Source organism: Pseudomonas sp. LBUM920 (assembly GCF_003852315.1).
GTDB lineage: Bacteria > Pseudomonadota > Gammaproteobacteria > Pseudomonadales > Pseudomonadaceae > Aquipseudomonas.
Genome location: NZ_CP027762.1, coordinates 57,443 through 74,051 on the forward strand (window position 1 = coordinate 57,443; position 16,609 = coordinate 74,051).

A 16,609-nucleotide genomic window follows, 5' to 3' on the forward strand; every position below is an offset into this window, starting at 1 on the left:
AATGTGGGAGCCGGGCTTGCCCGCGATTAAAGGCGTGTCAGTCAACCCATTAGCTGACTGATCCACCGCCATCGCGGGCAAGCCCGGCTCCCACAGTGATTGCTGTGCAATCCGCACGTTTACGCCGGCTGATCCAACGCCAGCTCAACGCCCAACTGACGCGACAGGCACGGCCAGCGCTTCCACGCCGCTTCCGTGTTCGGGCTCTTGAGCGTCTCGCGGTAAGCCTCGACCGACTCCAGCGCAAAGCTGTCTTCGTTGAGCATTTCATCCACCGCCAAATGCACGGCTTCGTCCAACTGGTTGGCAAATGCTTCGCCGATCAGCTGATGAGCGATCAAGTTGGCCACGGTGGTGTCCGCCGGAATCAACGGCTGACCAAAGTGCTTGATGTACAGATCGTTGACTTCTTCTACCAGGCGATGGGCCAGGTAGGCCTCGTCCAGCAGGCCGTCGAGGCCTTCGTGGCCAGCAAGAATCGCGGGCGGTTGCAGGAAGAAATGCTCGGCGATTTTCAGTACCGGCTTGATCTGGCTTTCGATGCCAGCTTCGCGGGCCACGTCATTGGCGGCTTCCAGCAAGTCAGGGACAAGCTCGATGTAGGCGGTAACAAAACGGGTCATGACAATGTTGCGATCACCGTCAGCCAGGGAAATGGCCGAATGCAGGTGCGGCAATTGTTTTTCCAGTTGCTGGGCAAGCTGGCCAGTGCTGGCTTCGTGTTGATGGGCACGGGAAATCTGCTCGCGCAATGCGGCGGTGTTCATGAAAGCTCCAGTGAAACAGGCGTAGGAAAAGGGAAAGGACAAGGTAGCTCGTTTATACGAGGGCCTAAGACGCGTTTGTCATAATTATTTCATGGTTATGCGCATGCGTTATATCGAATCGCCATCGTTCGTCGGATAAACGTTTGCGCCCCCGTATTTATTGGGCCCGCCCGTCTGTTTGTGCTCATTTGCCCCTACACATTGCGGGGTTGCCCCGGCTGTCTATACTCGATTTTGTACGCAATTAGCTGATGACGCCCAACTGCATGAAGCAGGCAAGGCTTGGCGGTTGTAAGCAGTATGGAAGCCGCTCCCTTCGCCGCAGGTGCAAACCGGCGGGATAACAAGAAACATAAAGGGGAACCCGCAATGACGCGACATCCACACGTTTGGATGGGCCTACTGTTGTGGTCGGTATTCGGCCAGGCGCACGCCGCCTGGACAACGAATATGGCGCCAGGGGCTACTGAAGTCAGTCACGCCGTGTTTGACCTGCACATGACCATCTTCTGGATTTGTGTGGTGATCGGCATTGTCGTGTTTGGCGCGATGTTCTGGTCGATGATCCTGCACCGCCGGTCCACGGGCCAGGTGGCTGCCAAATTTCACGAGAGCACGACCGTGGAAATCCTCTGGACCGTGGTGCCCCTGCTGATCCTGGTAGCGATGGCCATTCCGGCGACCAAGACCCTGATCAACATCTACGACAGCACCGAGTCGGATATCGATATCCAGGTCACCGGTTACCAGTGGAAGTGGCATTACAAATACCTGGGCCAGGACGTGGAATTCTTCAGCAACCTGGCCACGCCCGCCGAGCAAATCCATAACCAGGCCACCAAGGGCGAGCACTATCTGCTCGAAGTCGATCAGCCTTTGGTGCTGCCGGTGGGCGCCAAAGTGCGCTTTCTGGTGACTGCCGCCGACGTGATCCATTCGTGGTGGGTGCCGGCCTTTGCGGTCAAGCGCGACGCCATTCCCGGCTTCGTCAACGAGGCCTGGACGCGCATCGAGAAGCCCGGCATCTACCGTGGCCAGTGCGCAGAATTGTGCGGTAAGGACCACGGCTTCATGCCGATTGTGGTCGATGTCAAATCCCAGGCCGACTACGACACTTGGCTCGGCGAGCGCAAGGCAGAAGCGGCCAAGCTTAAAGAGCTGACCTCCAAAGAATGGACGCTCGAAGAGCTGGTGGCGCGTGGCGACAAGGTCTACCACACCACCTGCGTGGCCTGTCACCAGGCTGAGGGCCAAGGCCTGCCGCCGATGTTCCCGGCGCTCAAAGGCTCGCCGATCGCCACCGGGCCTAAGGAAGATCACCTGCACCGCGTGTACTTCGGCAAGCCCGGCACCGCCATGGCCGCCTTCGGCAAACAGCTGTCGGAAGTGGACATCGCCGCCGTGGTGACCTACGAACGCAACGCCTGGGGCAACAACAAAGGCGACATGGTCACGCCCAAAGACGTGCTGGCTTTGAAACAGGCGGAAAGCAAATGACGGCCTCAACTGCGTATGCCCTGAACCGCACAGCCCATTCCTTTGCAGGAGAACGGCCATGAGCACTGTGATCGATGACCATGGTCACGCCGACCATGCCCATGGCCCCGCCAAAGGCCTGATGCGCTGGGTGCTGACCACCAACCACAAAGACATCGGTACGATGTACCTGTGGTTCGCCTTCACCATGTTCCTGCTTGGCGGCTCGTTCGCCATGGTGATCCGCGCCGAGCTGTTCCAGCCCGGCCTGCAGATCGTGCAGCCGGCGTTCTTCAATCAGATGACCACCATGCACGGCCTGATCATGGTGTTTGGCGCGGTGATGCCTGCCTTCGTGGGCCTGGCCAACTGGATGATCCCGCTGATGATCGGCGCGCCGGACATGGCCCTGCCGCGCATGAACAACTTCAGTTTCTGGCTGCTGCCAGCGGCGTTTCTGCTGCTGGTTTCCACGTTGTTCACACCCGGCGGCGGGCCGAATTTCGGCTGGACCTTCTACGCCCCGCTGTCCACCACCTACGCGCCCGAAAGTGTGACGTTCTTTATCTTTGCCATCCACCTGATGGGCATCAGCTCGATCATGGGCGCGATCAACGTGGTTGCGACCATTCTCAACCTGCGCGCACCGGGCATGACCTTGATGAAAATGCCACTGTTCGTGTGGACCTGGTTGATCACCGCGTTCCTGTTGATCGCGGTGATGCCGGTGCTGGCCGGCTGCGTGACCATGATGCTGATGGACATCCACTTCGGCACCAGCTTCTTCAGCGCCGCCGGTGGCGGTGACCCGGTGCTGTTCCAGCATGTGTTCTGGTTCTTCGGCCACCCCGAGGTGTACATCATGATCCTGCCGGCCTTCGGCGCCGTCAGCTCGATCATCCCGACCTTCTCGCGCAAGCCGCTGTTCGGCTACACCTCGATGGTCTACGCCACGGCGAGCATCGCGTTCCTGTCGTTCATTGTGTGGGCGCACCACATGTTCGTGGTCGGCATTCCGCTGGTGGGCGAGCTGTTCTTCATGTACGCCACGCTGCTGATCGCCGTACCGACGGGCGTGAAGGTGTTCAACTGGGTCAGCACCATGTGGCAAGGCTCGCTGACCTTCGAGACGCCGATGCTGTTCGCCGTGGCCTTCGTGATCCTGTTCACCATTGGCGGCTTTTCGGGGCTGATGCTGGCGATTGCTCCAGCGGACTTCCAGTACCACGACACCTACTTTGTGGTGGCGCATTTCCATTACGTACTGGTGCCTGGCGCGATCTTCGGCATCTTCGCTTCGGCCTACTACTGGCTGCCCAAATGGACTGGGCACATGTACGACGAGACCCTGGGCAAGCTGCACTTCTGGCTGTCCTTCATCGGCATGAACATGGCGTTCTTCCCGATGCACTTCGTGGGGCTGGCCGGCATGCCGCGCCGGGTACCGGACTACAACCTGCAGTTTGCCGACTTCAACATGGTCTCCTCGATTGGTGCATTCATGTTTGGCGCCACGCAGATCTTCTTCTTGTTCATCGTCATCAAGTGCATCCGCGGCGGCCCGCCGGCGCCCGCCAAGCCGTGGGATGGTGCCGAAGGTTTGGAGTGGAGCATCCCCTCGCCCGCGCCGTATCACACGTTCACCACGCCGCCGGAGGTCAAGTGAATACCCGGTTCGCCATGCCTGTACAAATCCCCTGTGGGAGCGGGCTTGCTCGCGAAAGCGGTGTTTCAGTCGCCGCAAATGGGGCCTTGCCTGCCGCATTCGCGAGCAAGCCCGTTCCCACGTTGACCGTGTTCGGTTCAGGTGATCGCCATGCTTGAGTCCATCCCCATCAAGCGCCTCGTCACCCGCCTGCTGATTCTGGTGGTGGCAATGTTCGCCTTCGGCTTCGCCCTGGTGCCGATCTACGACGTGATGTGCAAGGCGTTCGGCATCAACGGCAAGACCGCCGGGCAGTACGAAGGTGAGCAAATCGTCGACCCCACGCGCCAGGTGCGAGTGCAGTTTCTGTCGACCAATGCCATCGACATGGTCTGGGAGTTTCATTCCAAGGCTGACGAAGTGGTGGTCAACCCCGGCGCGGTCACCGAGATGCTGTTCGTCGCCTACAACCCCACCGACAAGGTCATGAAAGCCCAGGCAGTGCCGAGCATTTCCCCGGCCGAAGCGGCGATGTACTTCCACAAGACCGAGTGCTTTTGCTTCACCCAGCAAGTGCTGCAGCCCGGTCAGCGGATTGAAATGCCGGTGCGTTTTATCGTCGACCGCGACATGCCCAAGGATGTGAAGCATTTGACCCTGGCGTACACGCTGTTTGACATCACTGCGCGCCAACCGCCGGTGGCCGTCCATACCGGCGGCTAGCTACTGTTTGCCCCCTCAATCAGGAGAGCGAATACATGTCGTCTCATGATACGTACTACGTACCAGCGCAAAGCAAATGGCCAATAATTGCCACCTTGGGCATGCTCACCACCGTGTACGGTTTGGCTGTGTGGTTCAACGATCTGAAGGCGGCGCGCCCGGAATCCCACGGGCCGTGGATCTTTTTCGTCGGTGGGCTGCTGCTGGCCTACATGCTGTTCGGCTGGTTTGGCGCGGTGATCAAGGAAAGCCGTGCCGGTTTGTACAGCCCGCAGATGGACCGCTCGTTTCGCTGGGGCATGACCTGGTTCATCTTTTCCGAAGTGATGTTCTTCGTCGCATTCTTTGGCGCACTGTTTTATGTGCGGCACATGTCGGGGCCATGGCTGGGCGGTGAAGGGCACAAGGGCATCGCGCACATGCTGTGGCCGAACTTTCAGTTCACCTGGCCGCTGCTCAATAACCCTGACCCAAAAATGTACCCGCCACCGGAGGGCACCATCAGCCCCTGGGGCTTGCCGCTGATCAACACGGTCTTGCTGGTCAGCTCCAGCGTGACCATCACCCTCGCCCACCATGCCTTGCGCAAGGGCCATCGCGGCGCACTGAAAATCTGGCTGGCGCTGACCGTGCTGCTGGGCTGGGCGTTCCTGGCCTTCCAGGCCGAGGAGTACATGCATGCCTACAAAGAACTGGGCCTGACCCTCGGCTCGGGCGTGTACGGCGCAACCTTCTTCATGCTCACGGGCTTTCACGGCGCCCACGTGACCATCGGCACCATCATTCTGTTCGTGATGCTGATGCGCATCCTGCGCGGGCATTTCAATGCCGAGCACCAGTTTGGTTTCGAGGCAGCCAGCTGGTATTGGCACTTTGTGGATGTGGTGTGGATCGGCCTGTTCTTCTTCGTTTATGTGCTGTAAGGCGCCTTACCACGGCGCGTGAGACACCAGCTGGCCGCTGAAAAAGCCCCAGGCGATCAAGCCCACGGTGATCGCGGCCAGTACGACACGCACGGTCAAGGCAGTGACGAGGCGGTTGGAGTTGCCCTCGTCCTTGACCAGAAAGAACAAGCCACTGAACAGGCTCACGACAGTCGCGATCAGCATCAGGGCAATGGCTGCTTTGAGCATGGTCAGGTTCCCTTCGGATGGGCGGGCAATGAAAACAAGTATAGCCAGCGCCATAAAAGACTTTCGCCCAGGACTCGCACCCACGCTGGTGGTGCTGGTGCTGCTGCCGTTGATGGTGGGCCTGGGGTTATGGCAACTGGCGCGCGGCCATGAAAAACAGTTGCTGGTGGACAGTTACGCCGAACGGCGCGTGGCCGACCCCATTAGCAGTGTCCAGCTCAATGAGATGCCCGACCCCGCCTTTCGCCGCGTGCGCCTGCGCGGCCAGTTCGACGCCGAGCACAGCGTGTTGCTCGACAACCGCATGCGCGACGGCAAGGCCGGCGTCGAGTTGCTGCAACCCTTTCACGATCAGGCCAGCGGCCAGTGGCTGTTGCTCAATCGAGGCTGGCTGCCGTGGCCAGACCGGCGTACGCCACCAGTCTTCACTACACCCGATCAGCCGTTGAACCTCGACGCGTGGGTCTACGTCGCCCCCGGCGAAACCTTCCAGCTGCACGCTGACCCGGCCACCACGCAATGGCCGCGCCTGCTCACCGCGCTGCATCCCGCCGCACTGTGGGCTGAGTTAGGGCGTGGCGGCTTTGCCTACGAACTGCGCGCCGAACCCGGCCCGGGCACGTACGACACCACGTGGCCGGTGGTCGCCATGGGCCCGGAAAAACATTTGGGGTACGCCGTGCAGTGGTTCGCCATGGCCTTGGCGCTGCTGGCGCTTTACCTCTACCTCGGATGGCACAACAAAAAGGAGAAGTCCCATGGGAGCGGCCATGAATCCACCCAGCATGTCTGAGGCGCCCGACCGACGCAAAGGCCGCTGGCAGCTGATCTTGATCCTGATGATGGTGGTCGGCCCGATGGCGCTGGCCACGTTCATGTACAAGTTGCAGTTCTGGGTGCCGGACAGCCGCAGCTACCACGGCGAACTGATCGGTAACGGCCAGACCCGCGCCGACATTGGCGTGCAGGCCGATGAAGATCGCTGGCAACTGCTGGTCACCGCGCCCACTGCCTGCGCCGCTGAGTGCCAGCAGTTGGTGTACCTGGCGCGCCAACTGCAAATCAGCCTGGGCCGTGATGCCTCGCGCGCCAGCCATGCCTTGGCCAGCGCGCAGCCAGTGAGCACCGCCTACGAGGCCAAGCTCAAGGCCGAATACCCGCAACTGCAACGCTACCCGCTGGACCTGTCGACCTTCACCAGGGACGCCGCCGCACCCGGCGATGCGCAACTGTGGATCGTCGACCCACACGGCAATCTGGTGCTGCGCTACGACGCCAAGGTCAAGGGCAAGGACCTGCTCAACGACCTGCGCTTGCTGCTGAAACTGTCGAATATCGGATAAGGGCATCGTCATGGCCAAACCTGGATTTCGCCTCGCGTTGTTTGCCACCTTGCTGGCGCTGATCGTTGTGCTGCTCGGCGCCTATACGCGCCTGACCCACGCCGGCCTCGGTTGCCCGGACTGGCCCGGCTGCTACGGTTTTATCAGCGTGCCGCAGAGCGAAGCCCAACTGGCGCATGCCGAGCTGCATTTTCCCGATACACCGGTGCAGGCCGACAAGGGCTGGGCCGAGATGACCCATCGCTACTTTGCCGGCACCTTGGGTTTGCTCATCGTGCTGTTGGCGGCGCGTTCGTGGAGCCATCGGCGTGATCCGGGCCAGCCGGTGAAGTTGCCGCTGTTTGTGCTGGCGGTGGTGTTCGCCCAGGCCGCGTTTGGCATGTGGACGGTGACATTGAAGTTGTGGCCGCAAGTTGTAACGGGCCATCTGCTCGGCGGTTTTGCCACCTTGAGCTTATTGTTTCTGCTGACGCTGAGACTGTCTGGCGTGCTGCCCGCGTTGATCGTGCCCAAGCGCCTGCAATATTGGGCCACGGCCGGGCTGGTGTTGGTGATCGGCCAGATTGCGCTGGGCGGCTGGGTGAGTTCCAACTATGCGGCGGTGGCCTGTGTCGACCTGCCCACCTGCCATGGTGAGTGGTGGCCGGCGGCGGACTTTGCCAACGGGTTTCACCTCACCCAGCATATCGGCCCCAATTACCTCGGCGGCCAGCTCGACAGTGAAGCGCGTACCGCCATCCACCTGACCCACCGCCTTGGCGCGATGCTGGTGACACTGGTGCTGTTGGGGCTGGCCTGGCAATTGCGCGCAGTGGGCATGACGCGACTGGCGGGCTTGTTGCTGATCGCCCTGGCGGCGCAAATCAGCCTGGGCGTGAGTAATGTGGCGTTCGGCTTGCCGCTGCCAGTGGCGGTCGGCCACAACGCAGGCGGCGCAGCGTTGCTGCTGACATTGGTGCTGGTCAATTACCACGCGCGTACCAGCCTGGTCCGGGTGCGCCATCAGTTGCCGTTCGGCTGGCGCTTTATTCCACGCAAACACGTTTCGGGCCTCAACACCCTTAAAGGAGAGACGCCATGGCGACCTTGATCGACGCGCGCCGCGATCAGGCGATCTGGCGAGACTATTTGGAACTGACCAAGCCAAAAGTGGTGGTGCTGATGCTCATCACCTCCTTGGTGGGCATGTTCCTCGCCACCCGCGCCGGGGTGCCATGGGCGGTGCTGGTTTTTGGCAACCTGGGCATTGCGCTGTGTGCCGGCGGTGCGGCGGCGGTTAACCATGTGGTGGATCGGCGCATCGATGCGGTGATGGCGCGTACGCATAAGCGGCCGATGGCCGAAGGGCGGGTGTCGCCGGTGGCCGCCCTGGCCTTTGCTTTGTTTCTGGCTGTTGCAGGTTTGGCCCTGTTGCTGACGTTTACCAACCCTTTGGCGGCGTGGCTGACGCTGGCCTCGCTGCTCGGTTATGCGGTGATCTACACCGGCTTTCTCAAGCGCGCCACGCCACAAAATATCGTCATCGGTGGCCTCGCTGGCGCGGCGCCGCCGCTGCTGGGCTGGGTTGCCGTTACCGGGCATGTCAGCGCCGAGCCGCTGCTGCTGGTGTTGATCATCTTCGCCTGGACCCCGCCGCACTTCTGGGCCCTGGCCATTCACCGCAAGGAGGAATACGCCAAGGCGGACATCCCGATGCTGCCGGTCACCCACGGCGAGTACTACACCAAGGTGCACATCCTGCTCTACACCTTCGCCCTGCTGGCAGTAAGCCTGATGCCGTATGTGATTCACATGAGCGGCCTGCTGTACCTGGCGTGTGCGCTGGTGTTGGGCGCGCGCTTTCTGCAATGGGCCTGGGTGCTGTACCGTGGCATCCAGCCGCACGCGGCGATCAACACCTTCAAGTACTCTATCTGGTACCTGTTTGTGCTGTTTATCGCCCTGCTCGTAGACCACTACTTACTGTTGAACCTATGACTCGAACTCAAAAAACCGTCTTTATCCTGGTGGCCATCGTCGCGTTGATCATGGGCCTGACCGTCAACAAAGTGCTGAACAGCAAGGGCCAGGGCGACCCTACTGCGCTGATCGACGCGGGCATCATCCTGCTGCCGCAAAGCCGCCAGCTGCCGCCGGTGACCATGACAGACCAGAACGGCCAGCCGGTGGTGGTCAACGAGTTGAAAGGCAAATGGAGCCTGCTGTTTTTCGGCTATACCTTCTGCCCCGACATCTGCCCCACCACCCTCGCCCAACTGCGCCAGATCAAGAGCGAGCTGCCCAAAGAGGCGGTGGATAAGTTGCAGGTGATTCTGGTCAGCGTCGACCCGAACCGAGACACCCCGGCTCAGCTCAAGCAATACCTGGGCTACTTCGATCCGCAGTTCGAAGGCCTGACCGGCGCGAATGTGGACGATGTGCAGAAGGTCTCGAATGCGGTGAGCATCCCGTTTATTCCAGCAGATACCAGCAAGCCCAACTACACCGTCGACCACAGCGGCAACCTGGCGCTGATCGGACCGGACGGCACGCAGCGCGGGTTTATTCGTGCGCCGCTGAACAATCAAAAGCTGGTGGCGCAGTTGCCGGGGTTGCTGCAGCGGAAATAACAGGCACCGCACCATACATGTGGGAGCTGGCGTGCCGGCGATGGCGGTGGTTCAGGGGCTAATAGGCTGACTGACCTACCGTCATCGCCGGCAAGCCAGCTCCCACAGTGCTTTGTGCAAGGTTTGAACAATGCGTAAGCAGGCAAGTGTGCTGGCTTGATCTTCCAGGCAACGCAAAAACAAATGTGGGAGGGGGCTTGCCCCCGAAGACGGTGGTTCAGTCGATAAACTCGGTGACTGACACTGCGCTTTCGCGGGCAAGCCCGCTCCCACAGGGGGTTTGTGCAAGGTTTGAGCGATGCGTAAGCAGTTAAGAGTGCGAGCCTGATCTTCCAAGCAACGCAAAAACAAATGTGGGAGGGGGGCTTGACCCTGAAGGCGGTGGTTGAGTCGATAAATTCGGTGACTGACACAGCGCTTTCGCGGACAAGCCCGCTCCCACAGGGGATTTGTGCAAGGTTTGAGCGATGCGTAAGCAGTTAAGAGTGCGAGCCTGGTCTTTCAAGCAGCACACAACAAATGTGGGAGGGGGCTCGCCCCTGAAGACGGTGGTTCAGTCGATAAATTCGGTGACTGACACAGCGCTTTCGCGAGCAAGCCCGCTCCCACAGGGGGTTAGTGCAAGGGTTGAGCGATGCGTAAGCAGGCAAGTGTGCTGGCCTGGCCTTTCAAGCAGCACATAACAAATGTGAGAGGGGGATTGCCCCTGAAGACGGTGGTTCAGTCGATAAATTCGGTGACTGACACAGCGCTTTCGCGGGCAAGCCCGCTCTCACAGGGGTTTTGTGCAAGGTTTGAGCGATGCGTAAGCAGTTAAGAGTGCGAGCCTGATCTTCCAAGCAACGCAAAAACAAATGTGGGAGGGGGCTTGCCCCCGAAGGCGGTGATTCAGTCGATAAATTCGGTGACTGACACTGCGCTTTCGCGAGCAAGCCCGCTCCCACAGGGGGTTTGTGCAAGGTTTGAGCGATGCGTAAGCAGTTAAGAGTGCGGGCCTGGTCTTTCAAGCAGCACACAACAAATGTGGGAGGGGGCTTGCCCCCGAATGCGGTGGTTCAGTCGATAAATTCGGTGACTGACACAGCGCTTTCGCGAGCAAGCCCGCTCCCCCATTTTTTGATCTTCAGTGTGTTGCAGGTCGGGTCAGATCAGAACGCCGGCAGAATCGCGCCTTTGTACTTTTCAAGAATGAACGCTTTCACTTCCGGCGTGTGCAGGGCTGCAACCAGCTTCTTCACGGCGTCCGAGTCTTTGTTGTCTTCGCGGGTCACCAGGATGTTCACGTAAGGCGAGTCGTTGCCTTCGATTACTAGGGCGTCCTTGGATGGGTCCAGTTTGGCTTCCAGAGCGTAGTTGGTGTTGATCAGCGCCAGGTCGACCTGGGTTAGCACGCGCGGCAGTGTGGCGGCTTCCAGTTCGCGGAATTTCAGGTTTTTCGGGTTACCGGAGATGTCCTTGATGGTCGACAGGATGTTGGTCGGGTCCTTCAAGGTGATCAGATTGTGCTTGGCCAGCAGCAGCAACGCGCGGCCACCGTTGGTGGCGTCGTTCGGGATCACGACATTGGCGCCATCCGGCAGGTCTTCGAGTTTTTTGTACTTGCTGGAGTAGGCGCCCAGAGGCTCCAGGTGCACGGCGCCGACGCTCACCAGGTGAGTGCCCTTGGCCTTGTTGAACTCATCCAGGTACGGCTGGTGCTGGAAGAAGTTGGCGTCCAGGCGCTTTTCAGCCACCTGTACGTTCGGCTGCACGTAGTCGGTGAAAACCTTGACCTGCAGGTCGACGCCTTCTTTGGCGAGCGCGGGCTTCACAAACTCCAGGATTTCCGCGTGCGGCACTGGCGACGCGGCGACCGTGAGGGTCTCGGCAGCGTGGGCGGAAAACGCGGCAACGGCGGCGAAAGCAACCAGTAGTTTTTTCATCCAGCAAGCTCCTTGTTCGGGCATGCGCCGGCGGGGGCCGGCCATGGCCGTTATTTTCGAGAAAAGTGCACCACCAGCTTATCGCCGACGGTTTGCAGAATTTGCACCAGGATCAACAGCATCACCACGGTGACAACCATCACGTCGGTCTGGAAGCGCTGGTAACCAAAGCGGATCGCCAGGTCGCCCAAGCCGCCGGCACCGACTACACCGGCCATGGCCGTGTAGGAAACCAGTGTAATGGCCGTCACCGTAATCGCAGCGAAAATACCGGGGCGGGCTTCGGGCAGCAGTGCATTGATGATGATCTGACGCGTGCTGGCACCCATGGACTGCGTGGCTTCGATGATGCCGCGGTCCACTTCACGCAGGGCGGTTTCCACCAGGCGCGCGAAGAACGGCGTCGCGCCTACGACCAGTGGCGGAATCGCACCGGCCACGCCCAGCGAGGTGCCGGTGATCAATATGGTGAACGGGATCATCACGATCAGCAGAATGATGAACGGCAGCGAACGCAGGATGTTCACGATCAGCGACAGCAGCGCGTACAGGCCTTTTTGTTCGAACAGTTGGCGCGGGCTGGTAAGAAACAGCAGCACACCCAGTGGCAGGCCGAGCAGGATGGTGAAGAACAGCGAACCGAGCAGCATGGTCATGGTGTCGCCGGTGGCGAGCCAGATCTCGGACCAGTCGATATTGGCGAAGAAACTCAACAGGATTTCCATTAGCGCAGAACCTCCATGTGGACGTCTGCCGCGGTAAAGCGGGCGAAGGCGGCGTCCATGTCCCCACCGGTCACGGCGAGGGTCAGTTGGCCGTAGGGAATGTCTTTGATGCGGTCAATACGACCGGCGAGGATGCTGTAGTCCACGCCTGTTTCGCGGGCGACGGTACCCAGCAGCGGCGCGTAGGTTGCTTCGCCCTGGAACGTCAGGCGCACGATACGGCCTGGTACGTTAGCGAAGTCATCGCGCTGCTCGCCTTCGTCGACCTGCTCGGCTTCTTGCACGAAGCGCTTGGTGGTCGGGTGCTTGGGGTGCAGGAACACATCGGCCACGGAGCCTTGCTCGACGATCACGCCAGCATCCATCACCGCCACTTGGTCGCACACGCGGCGGATCACGTCCATTTCATGGGTGATCAGCACGATGGTCAGCTTCAACTCGCGGTTGATCTCAGCCAGCAGTTGCAGCACCGAGGCGGTGGTTTGCGGGTCGAGGGCGCTGGTGGCTTCGTCGCACAGCAGGATCTTTGGCTTGGTTGCCAGGGCGCGGGCGATGCCGACGCGCTGCTTCTGGCCGCCGGACAACTGCGCCGGGTATTTCTTGGCGTGGTCCGACAGGCCAACACGGGCGAGCAACTCAGCCACGCGCTGGTCGATTTCCTTGCGCGACAGTTCGCCAGCCAGCGTCAGCGGCAGCGCCACGTTGTCGGCGACGGTCTTGGAGGCAAGCAGGTTGAAGTGCTGGAAGATCATCCCGACTTGCTGGCGGAAACGGCGCAGGCCGTTGGCGTCCAAGGCGGTGACTTCTTCGCCGTCGACATTGATCTGGCCACCGCTGGGTTGCTCCAGGCGGTTGATCAGACGCAACAGGGTACTTTTTCCCGCACCGGAGTGGCCAATCAGGCCGAACACCTGGCCGTTTTCGACACGCAGGCTGGTGGGGTGCAGCGCGGGGATTTCCTTACCGGCGACGCGGTAGGTTTTATGGACGTTATGAAACTCGATCACGTAGCGAACCTTGTGGGGCGCATGGAAAAGGGATCAGCGGTTAGCCGGGCGCGCATTTTAGCCTGTCCGTATAGTGTTTCTTAGCATTTATTTCGCATTCAACCAGCGATTTGGCAATAACGCGATCAAAGGTCATAAAAAAGGAACGGTGCAAAACCGTGTCAGTCACTACTTAAGCAACTCAATTTCCCGGGTGCCGTGCCTGGGGGTTTGCTCAAACGAGCCGGGGACCGCTCTGGCCAATTTGATAAGGAGTTTTGACTGATGAGTACCAAGAAGCCAGCTACCCCGCCGAAGAGTGAACTCGCGGGCACCGATACCCTGGACCGTGGCAACACCAACGCCAAGCTGCAGGCCCTGGAAGAGTTCCGTTCCGACGCAACCGGCCAGGCGCTGCGCACCAATCAAGGCGTAAAGATTTCCGACAACCAGAACACCCTGAAAGTCGGCGCCCGTGGCCCATCGCTGCTGGAAGACTTCATCATGCGTGAAAAAATCACGCACTTTGACCATGAGCGTATCCCGGAGCGCATCGTGCATGCTCGCGGTACTGGCGCTCACGGCTACTTCCAGACGTATGAGAACCATTCGGCGCTGAGCAAGGCCGGTTTCCTGCGCAACCCCGAGCATAAAACGCCGGTGTTTGTGCGTTTCTCCACCGTGCAGGGCCCGCGCGGCTCGGGCGACACGGTGCGTGACGTGCGCGGGTTTGCGGTGAAGTTCTTCACCGACGAAGGTAACTTCGACCTGGTGGGCAACAACATGCCAGTGTTCTTTATTCAGGACGCGATCAAGTTTCCCGACTTCGTGCACGCGGTCAAACCTGAGCCGCATAACGAGATTCCTACCGGCGGTTCTGCCCACGACACGTTCTGGGATTTCGTCTCGCTGCAGCCAGAATCGGCGCACATGGTGCTGTGGGCCATGTCCGACCGTGCCATCCCCAAAAGCCTGCGCGCCATGCAGGGCTTTGGCATTCACACCTTCCGCTTGATCAATACCGAAGGTAAGTCGAGCTTTGTGAAGTTCCACTGGCATCCAAAAGTGGGCACCTGCTCGCTGGTGTGGGACGAAGCGCAAAAGCTTGCCGGTAAAGATACCGATTACCACCGTCGCGACCTGTGGGAAGCGATCGAGAGCGGCGACTACCCTGAGTGGGAATTGGGCGTGCAAATCGTTGCGGAAGAAGACGAGCACAAGTTCGACTTCGACCTGCTCGACCCGACCAAGATCATCCCTGAAGAGCTGGTGCCGATTACGCCGCTGGGCAAGATGGTGCTTAACCGTAACCCGGATAACTTCTTCGCTGAGGTTGAACAGGTCGCTTTTTGCCCAGGCCATATTGTGCCGGGTATCGACTTCACCAACGACCCGCTGCTGCAAGGCCGTCTGTTTTCCTACACGGATACGCAGATCAGCCGTCTCGGTGGCCCGAACTTTCATGAGCTGCCGATCAATCGGCCGGTCACGCCGTTCCATAACGGCCAGCGTGACGCTCAGCATCGCACTGTGATCGACAAAGGCCGCGCTGCCTACGAGCCGAACTCGATTGATGGCGGCTGGCCGAAAGAAACGCCACCGGCTGCGCAGGATGGCGGTTTCGAGACTTATTACGAACGTGTCGACGCCAATAAAGTGCGTGAGCGCAGCGAGTCGTTTGGCGATCACTTCTCACAAGCCACGCTGTTTTTCCACAGCATGAGCCACCACGAGAAAGAGCACATCATCGCGGCGTACAGCTTCGAGTTGGGCAAGGTGGAGCGTGAGTTTATCCGCGCCCGTCAGGTCAACGAGATTCTGGCCAATATCGACCTGGAGCTGGCCAAGCGCGTAGCACAGAACCTCGGTTTGCCAGCGCCAACCAAAGGCACCGTGCCACCGCGTGAATCGTCGCTCAAAGAGTCGCCGGCGTTGAGCCAGGTGAACCTGCTGTCGGGCGATATCAAAACGCGCAAAGTCGCGATCCTCGCGGCTAACGGTGTGGACGGCGCGGCAATTGCTGCGTTGAAGAAAGCGCTGGAGGCTGAGGGCGCGCACGCCAAGTTGCTGGGGCCAACTTCGGCGCCGGTGACCACTGCCGATGGCAAGAGCCTGAAGGTGGATGCGTCGATGGAAGGCATGCCGTCGATTGCTTTTGACGCGGTGTTCGTGCCGGGCGGCGCCAAGTCGGTGCAGGCATTGAGCGGCGATGGTGTGGCGTTGCACTTCCTGCTGGAGGCGTACAAGCACCTGAAGGCGATTACGGTTGCCAATGATGCCAAGCCGTTGCTGGATCTGCTGAAGCTTGAGGTGGATGCGGGGCTGATCGTGGGGTCGGATGCGAAAGCGTTCAAGGCGTTCTTCGCCGCGATTGCACAGCACCGGGTTTGGGATCGTGAGCCGAAGGCCAAGGCGATTCCGGCTTAATTCATTGGTTGTGTGTTAGACAGCTATCGCGGGCGAGCCCGCTCCCACAGTTGAAGTGTGAATACACTCAACTAGGGGAGCGGGCTTGCCTGCGATGCTTTTATTGCGCCTTGCGCGGAATCAGCACTACCTGCGCCGGAATGTGTTTCACAATCTGCCGGTGTATCTTCAGGTCATACCCCGAATCAATTCGCTTCACCCGTTTGGTCAGCAATGTGGCCAGCCATGGGTAGTCCTGCGTGCGCGGCGCCTGAATAGTCACGTCGCACTGGTAATTCACCACGTCGGTGGCGATCGCGTCCAGTTGATGGCGAAGTTCTTCGATATCGACGAGGTTCAGCGCCACTGTGGTGCTTTCAGCGGCCGGGTCGATGACCTTTGCGGGCGGCTTGGCTTCAGCGGCTTTCAAGGCAGCTTCGGCTTTATCCAGCTCGGCTTTACGCGCATGGCTGATGGCGCTGTTGACGCCACCGGTGAGCGCCGGGGCCTTGGGCATCAGCGCACGGGCACGGCTCAGGGCCGTGGCGGCGGCGTTGACATCGCCTTTTTGCAGCACAATCTGGCTGCGCTGCAGGTAGGCTTCGGCCAATTGACGCTGGTAAGGCTCAAGGGCCGGGTCGTTGGGCGACTGGGCCTGTAACGCGGCCAGTTCGTCTTCGGCGGTGGCAAGCTCACTGCTGGCCAGGTTTTGCTCCAGCTGCGCGATGGCCGCAGCGCGTGCGTCCGGTACCTCGGGGGCGGCGGGCGGCGTACTTTGACAGGCGCCCAGCAGCAGGGAAAATGCGGCAAGGAGCAGATAACGGGCGTTGAACAGCTTCATTCCTGCGACTCTCTATTTGCGCAAAAAGCGAGC

The 16,609-nt window shown here is 60.2% G+C and carries 16 protein-coding genes; 10 read left to right on the forward strand and 6 right to left on the reverse strand.

Annotation, left to right across the window (positions count from 1 at the left end; all coding sequences use genetic code 11):
- Positions 1–119: 119 nt before the first annotated feature.
- Positions 120–767, reverse strand: coding sequence for a hypothetical protein (locus C4J83_RS00285; protein WP_106576017.1), 648 nt, complete (start codon positions 765–767; stop codon positions 120–122).
- Between the two features lie 369 nt (positions 768–1,136).
- On the opposite strand from C4J83_RS00285, the gene coxB reads away from it, so the two are divergent.
- The 4 genes from coxB (at position 1,137) to C4J83_RS00310 (ending at position 5,534) form a co-directional block, all read left to right on the forward strand.
- Complete coding sequence (gene coxB / locus C4J83_RS00290) at positions 1,137–2,264, forward strand: cytochrome c oxidase subunit II (protein WP_124416095.1); 1,128 nt, start codon at positions 1,137–1,139, stop codon at positions 2,262–2,264.
- Positions 2,265–2,322: 58 nt separating this feature from the next.
- Positions 2,323–3,909, forward strand: coding sequence for a cytochrome c oxidase subunit I (gene ctaD / locus C4J83_RS00295; RefSeq protein WP_106576019.1), 1,587 nt, complete (start codon positions 2,323–2,325; stop codon positions 3,907–3,909).
- A gap of 150 nt (positions 3,910–4,059) precedes the next feature.
- Complete coding sequence (locus tag C4J83_RS00305) at positions 4,060–4,611, forward strand: cytochrome c oxidase assembly protein (protein WP_106576020.1); 552 nt, start codon at positions 4,060–4,062, stop codon at positions 4,609–4,611.
- Between the two features lie 35 nt (positions 4,612–4,646).
- Positions 4,647–5,534 carry a cytochrome c oxidase subunit 3 gene (locus tag C4J83_RS00310; protein WP_106576021.1) on the forward strand — a complete coding sequence of 296 codons (888 nt, stop codon included), beginning with the start codon at positions 4,647–4,649 and terminating at the stop codon, positions 5,532–5,534.
- 6 nt (positions 5,535–5,540) lie between these two features.
- Here C4J83_RS00310 and C4J83_RS00315 read toward each other — a convergent pair whose 3' ends face one another.
- Positions 5,541–5,744 carry a twin transmembrane helix small protein gene (locus tag C4J83_RS00315; protein WP_016969525.1) on the reverse strand — a complete coding sequence of 68 codons (204 nt, stop codon included), beginning with the start codon at positions 5,742–5,744 and terminating at the stop codon, positions 5,541–5,543.
- A gap of 28 nt (positions 5,745–5,772) precedes the next feature.
- On the opposite strand from C4J83_RS00315, the gene C4J83_RS00320 reads away from it, so the two are divergent.
- The 5 genes from C4J83_RS00320 to C4J83_RS00340 are packed head-to-tail and all read left to right on the forward strand — an operon-like array spanning position 5,773 to position 9,696.
- Positions 5,773–6,537 carry an SURF1 family protein gene (locus C4J83_RS00320; protein ID WP_124416097.1) on the forward strand — a complete coding sequence of 255 codons (765 nt, stop codon included), beginning with the start codon at positions 5,773–5,775 and terminating at the stop codon, positions 6,535–6,537.
- A complete protein-coding gene (locus C4J83_RS00325) occupies positions 6,503–7,087 on the forward strand; it encodes a PA_0111/PP_0108 family redox-active disulfide protein (RefSeq protein WP_124416098.1) in 585 nt (194 codons plus the stop codon). The genes C4J83_RS00320 and C4J83_RS00325 overlap by 35 nt, the downstream gene beginning before the upstream one ends.
- A gap of 10 nt (positions 7,088–7,097) precedes the next feature.
- Positions 7,098–8,177, forward strand: a complete 1,080-nt coding sequence (locus C4J83_RS00330; protein WP_124416099.1) for a COX15/CtaA family protein — start codon at positions 7,098–7,100, stop codon at positions 8,175–8,177.
- Complete coding sequence (gene cyoE / locus C4J83_RS00335; protein ID WP_124416100.1) at positions 8,165–9,064, forward strand: heme o synthase; 900 nt, start codon at positions 8,165–8,167, stop codon at positions 9,062–9,064. Before C4J83_RS00330 ends, cyoE begins: the two co-directional genes overlap by 13 nt.
- Positions 9,061–9,696 (forward strand): SCO family protein, encoded by a 636-nt coding sequence (locus C4J83_RS00340; RefSeq protein ID WP_106576025.1) that lies wholly within the window; start codon positions 9,061–9,063, stop codon positions 9,694–9,696. Before cyoE ends, C4J83_RS00340 begins: the two co-directional genes overlap by 4 nt.
- Before the next feature lie 1,148 nt (positions 9,697–10,844).
- On the opposite strand, the gene C4J83_RS00350 is transcribed toward C4J83_RS00340, so the two are convergent.
- The 3 genes from C4J83_RS00350 to C4J83_RS00360 are packed head-to-tail and all read right to left on the reverse strand — an operon-like array spanning position 10,845 to position 13,350.
- Positions 10,845–11,618 carry a MetQ/NlpA family ABC transporter substrate-binding protein gene (locus C4J83_RS00350; protein WP_106576026.1) on the reverse strand — a complete coding sequence of 258 codons (774 nt, stop codon included), beginning with the start codon at positions 11,616–11,618 and terminating at the stop codon, positions 10,845–10,847.
- A 50-nt stretch (positions 11,619–11,668) separates the two neighbouring features.
- Positions 11,669–12,343, reverse strand: coding sequence for a methionine ABC transporter permease (locus tag C4J83_RS00355; RefSeq protein ID WP_106576027.1), 675 nt, complete (start codon positions 12,341–12,343; stop codon positions 11,669–11,671).
- Positions 12,343–13,350 carry a methionine ABC transporter ATP-binding protein gene (locus tag C4J83_RS00360; RefSeq protein WP_119741316.1) on the reverse strand — a complete coding sequence of 336 codons (1,008 nt, stop codon included), beginning with the start codon at positions 13,348–13,350 and terminating at the stop codon, positions 12,343–12,345. The genes C4J83_RS00355 and C4J83_RS00360 overlap by 1 nt, the downstream gene beginning before the upstream one ends.
- A 264-nt stretch (positions 13,351–13,614) precedes the next feature.
- Between C4J83_RS00360 and katE the strand changes: the two genes are divergently transcribed.
- Positions 13,615–15,756 (forward strand): catalase HPII, encoded by a 2,142-nt coding sequence (katE, locus tag C4J83_RS00365; RefSeq protein WP_106576029.1) that lies wholly within the window; start codon positions 13,615–13,617, stop codon positions 15,754–15,756.
- 100 nt (positions 15,757–15,856) lie between these two features.
- Here katE and C4J83_RS00370 read toward each other — a convergent pair whose 3' ends face one another.
- The gene (locus tag C4J83_RS00370; RefSeq protein ID WP_119741320.1) at positions 15,857–16,576 is read right to left on the reverse strand and encodes a PA5502 family lipoprotein; all 720 of its coding nucleotides are present in this window, start codon (positions 16,574–16,576) and stop codon (positions 15,857–15,859) included.
- Positions 16,577–16,609 lie beyond the last annotated feature (33 nt).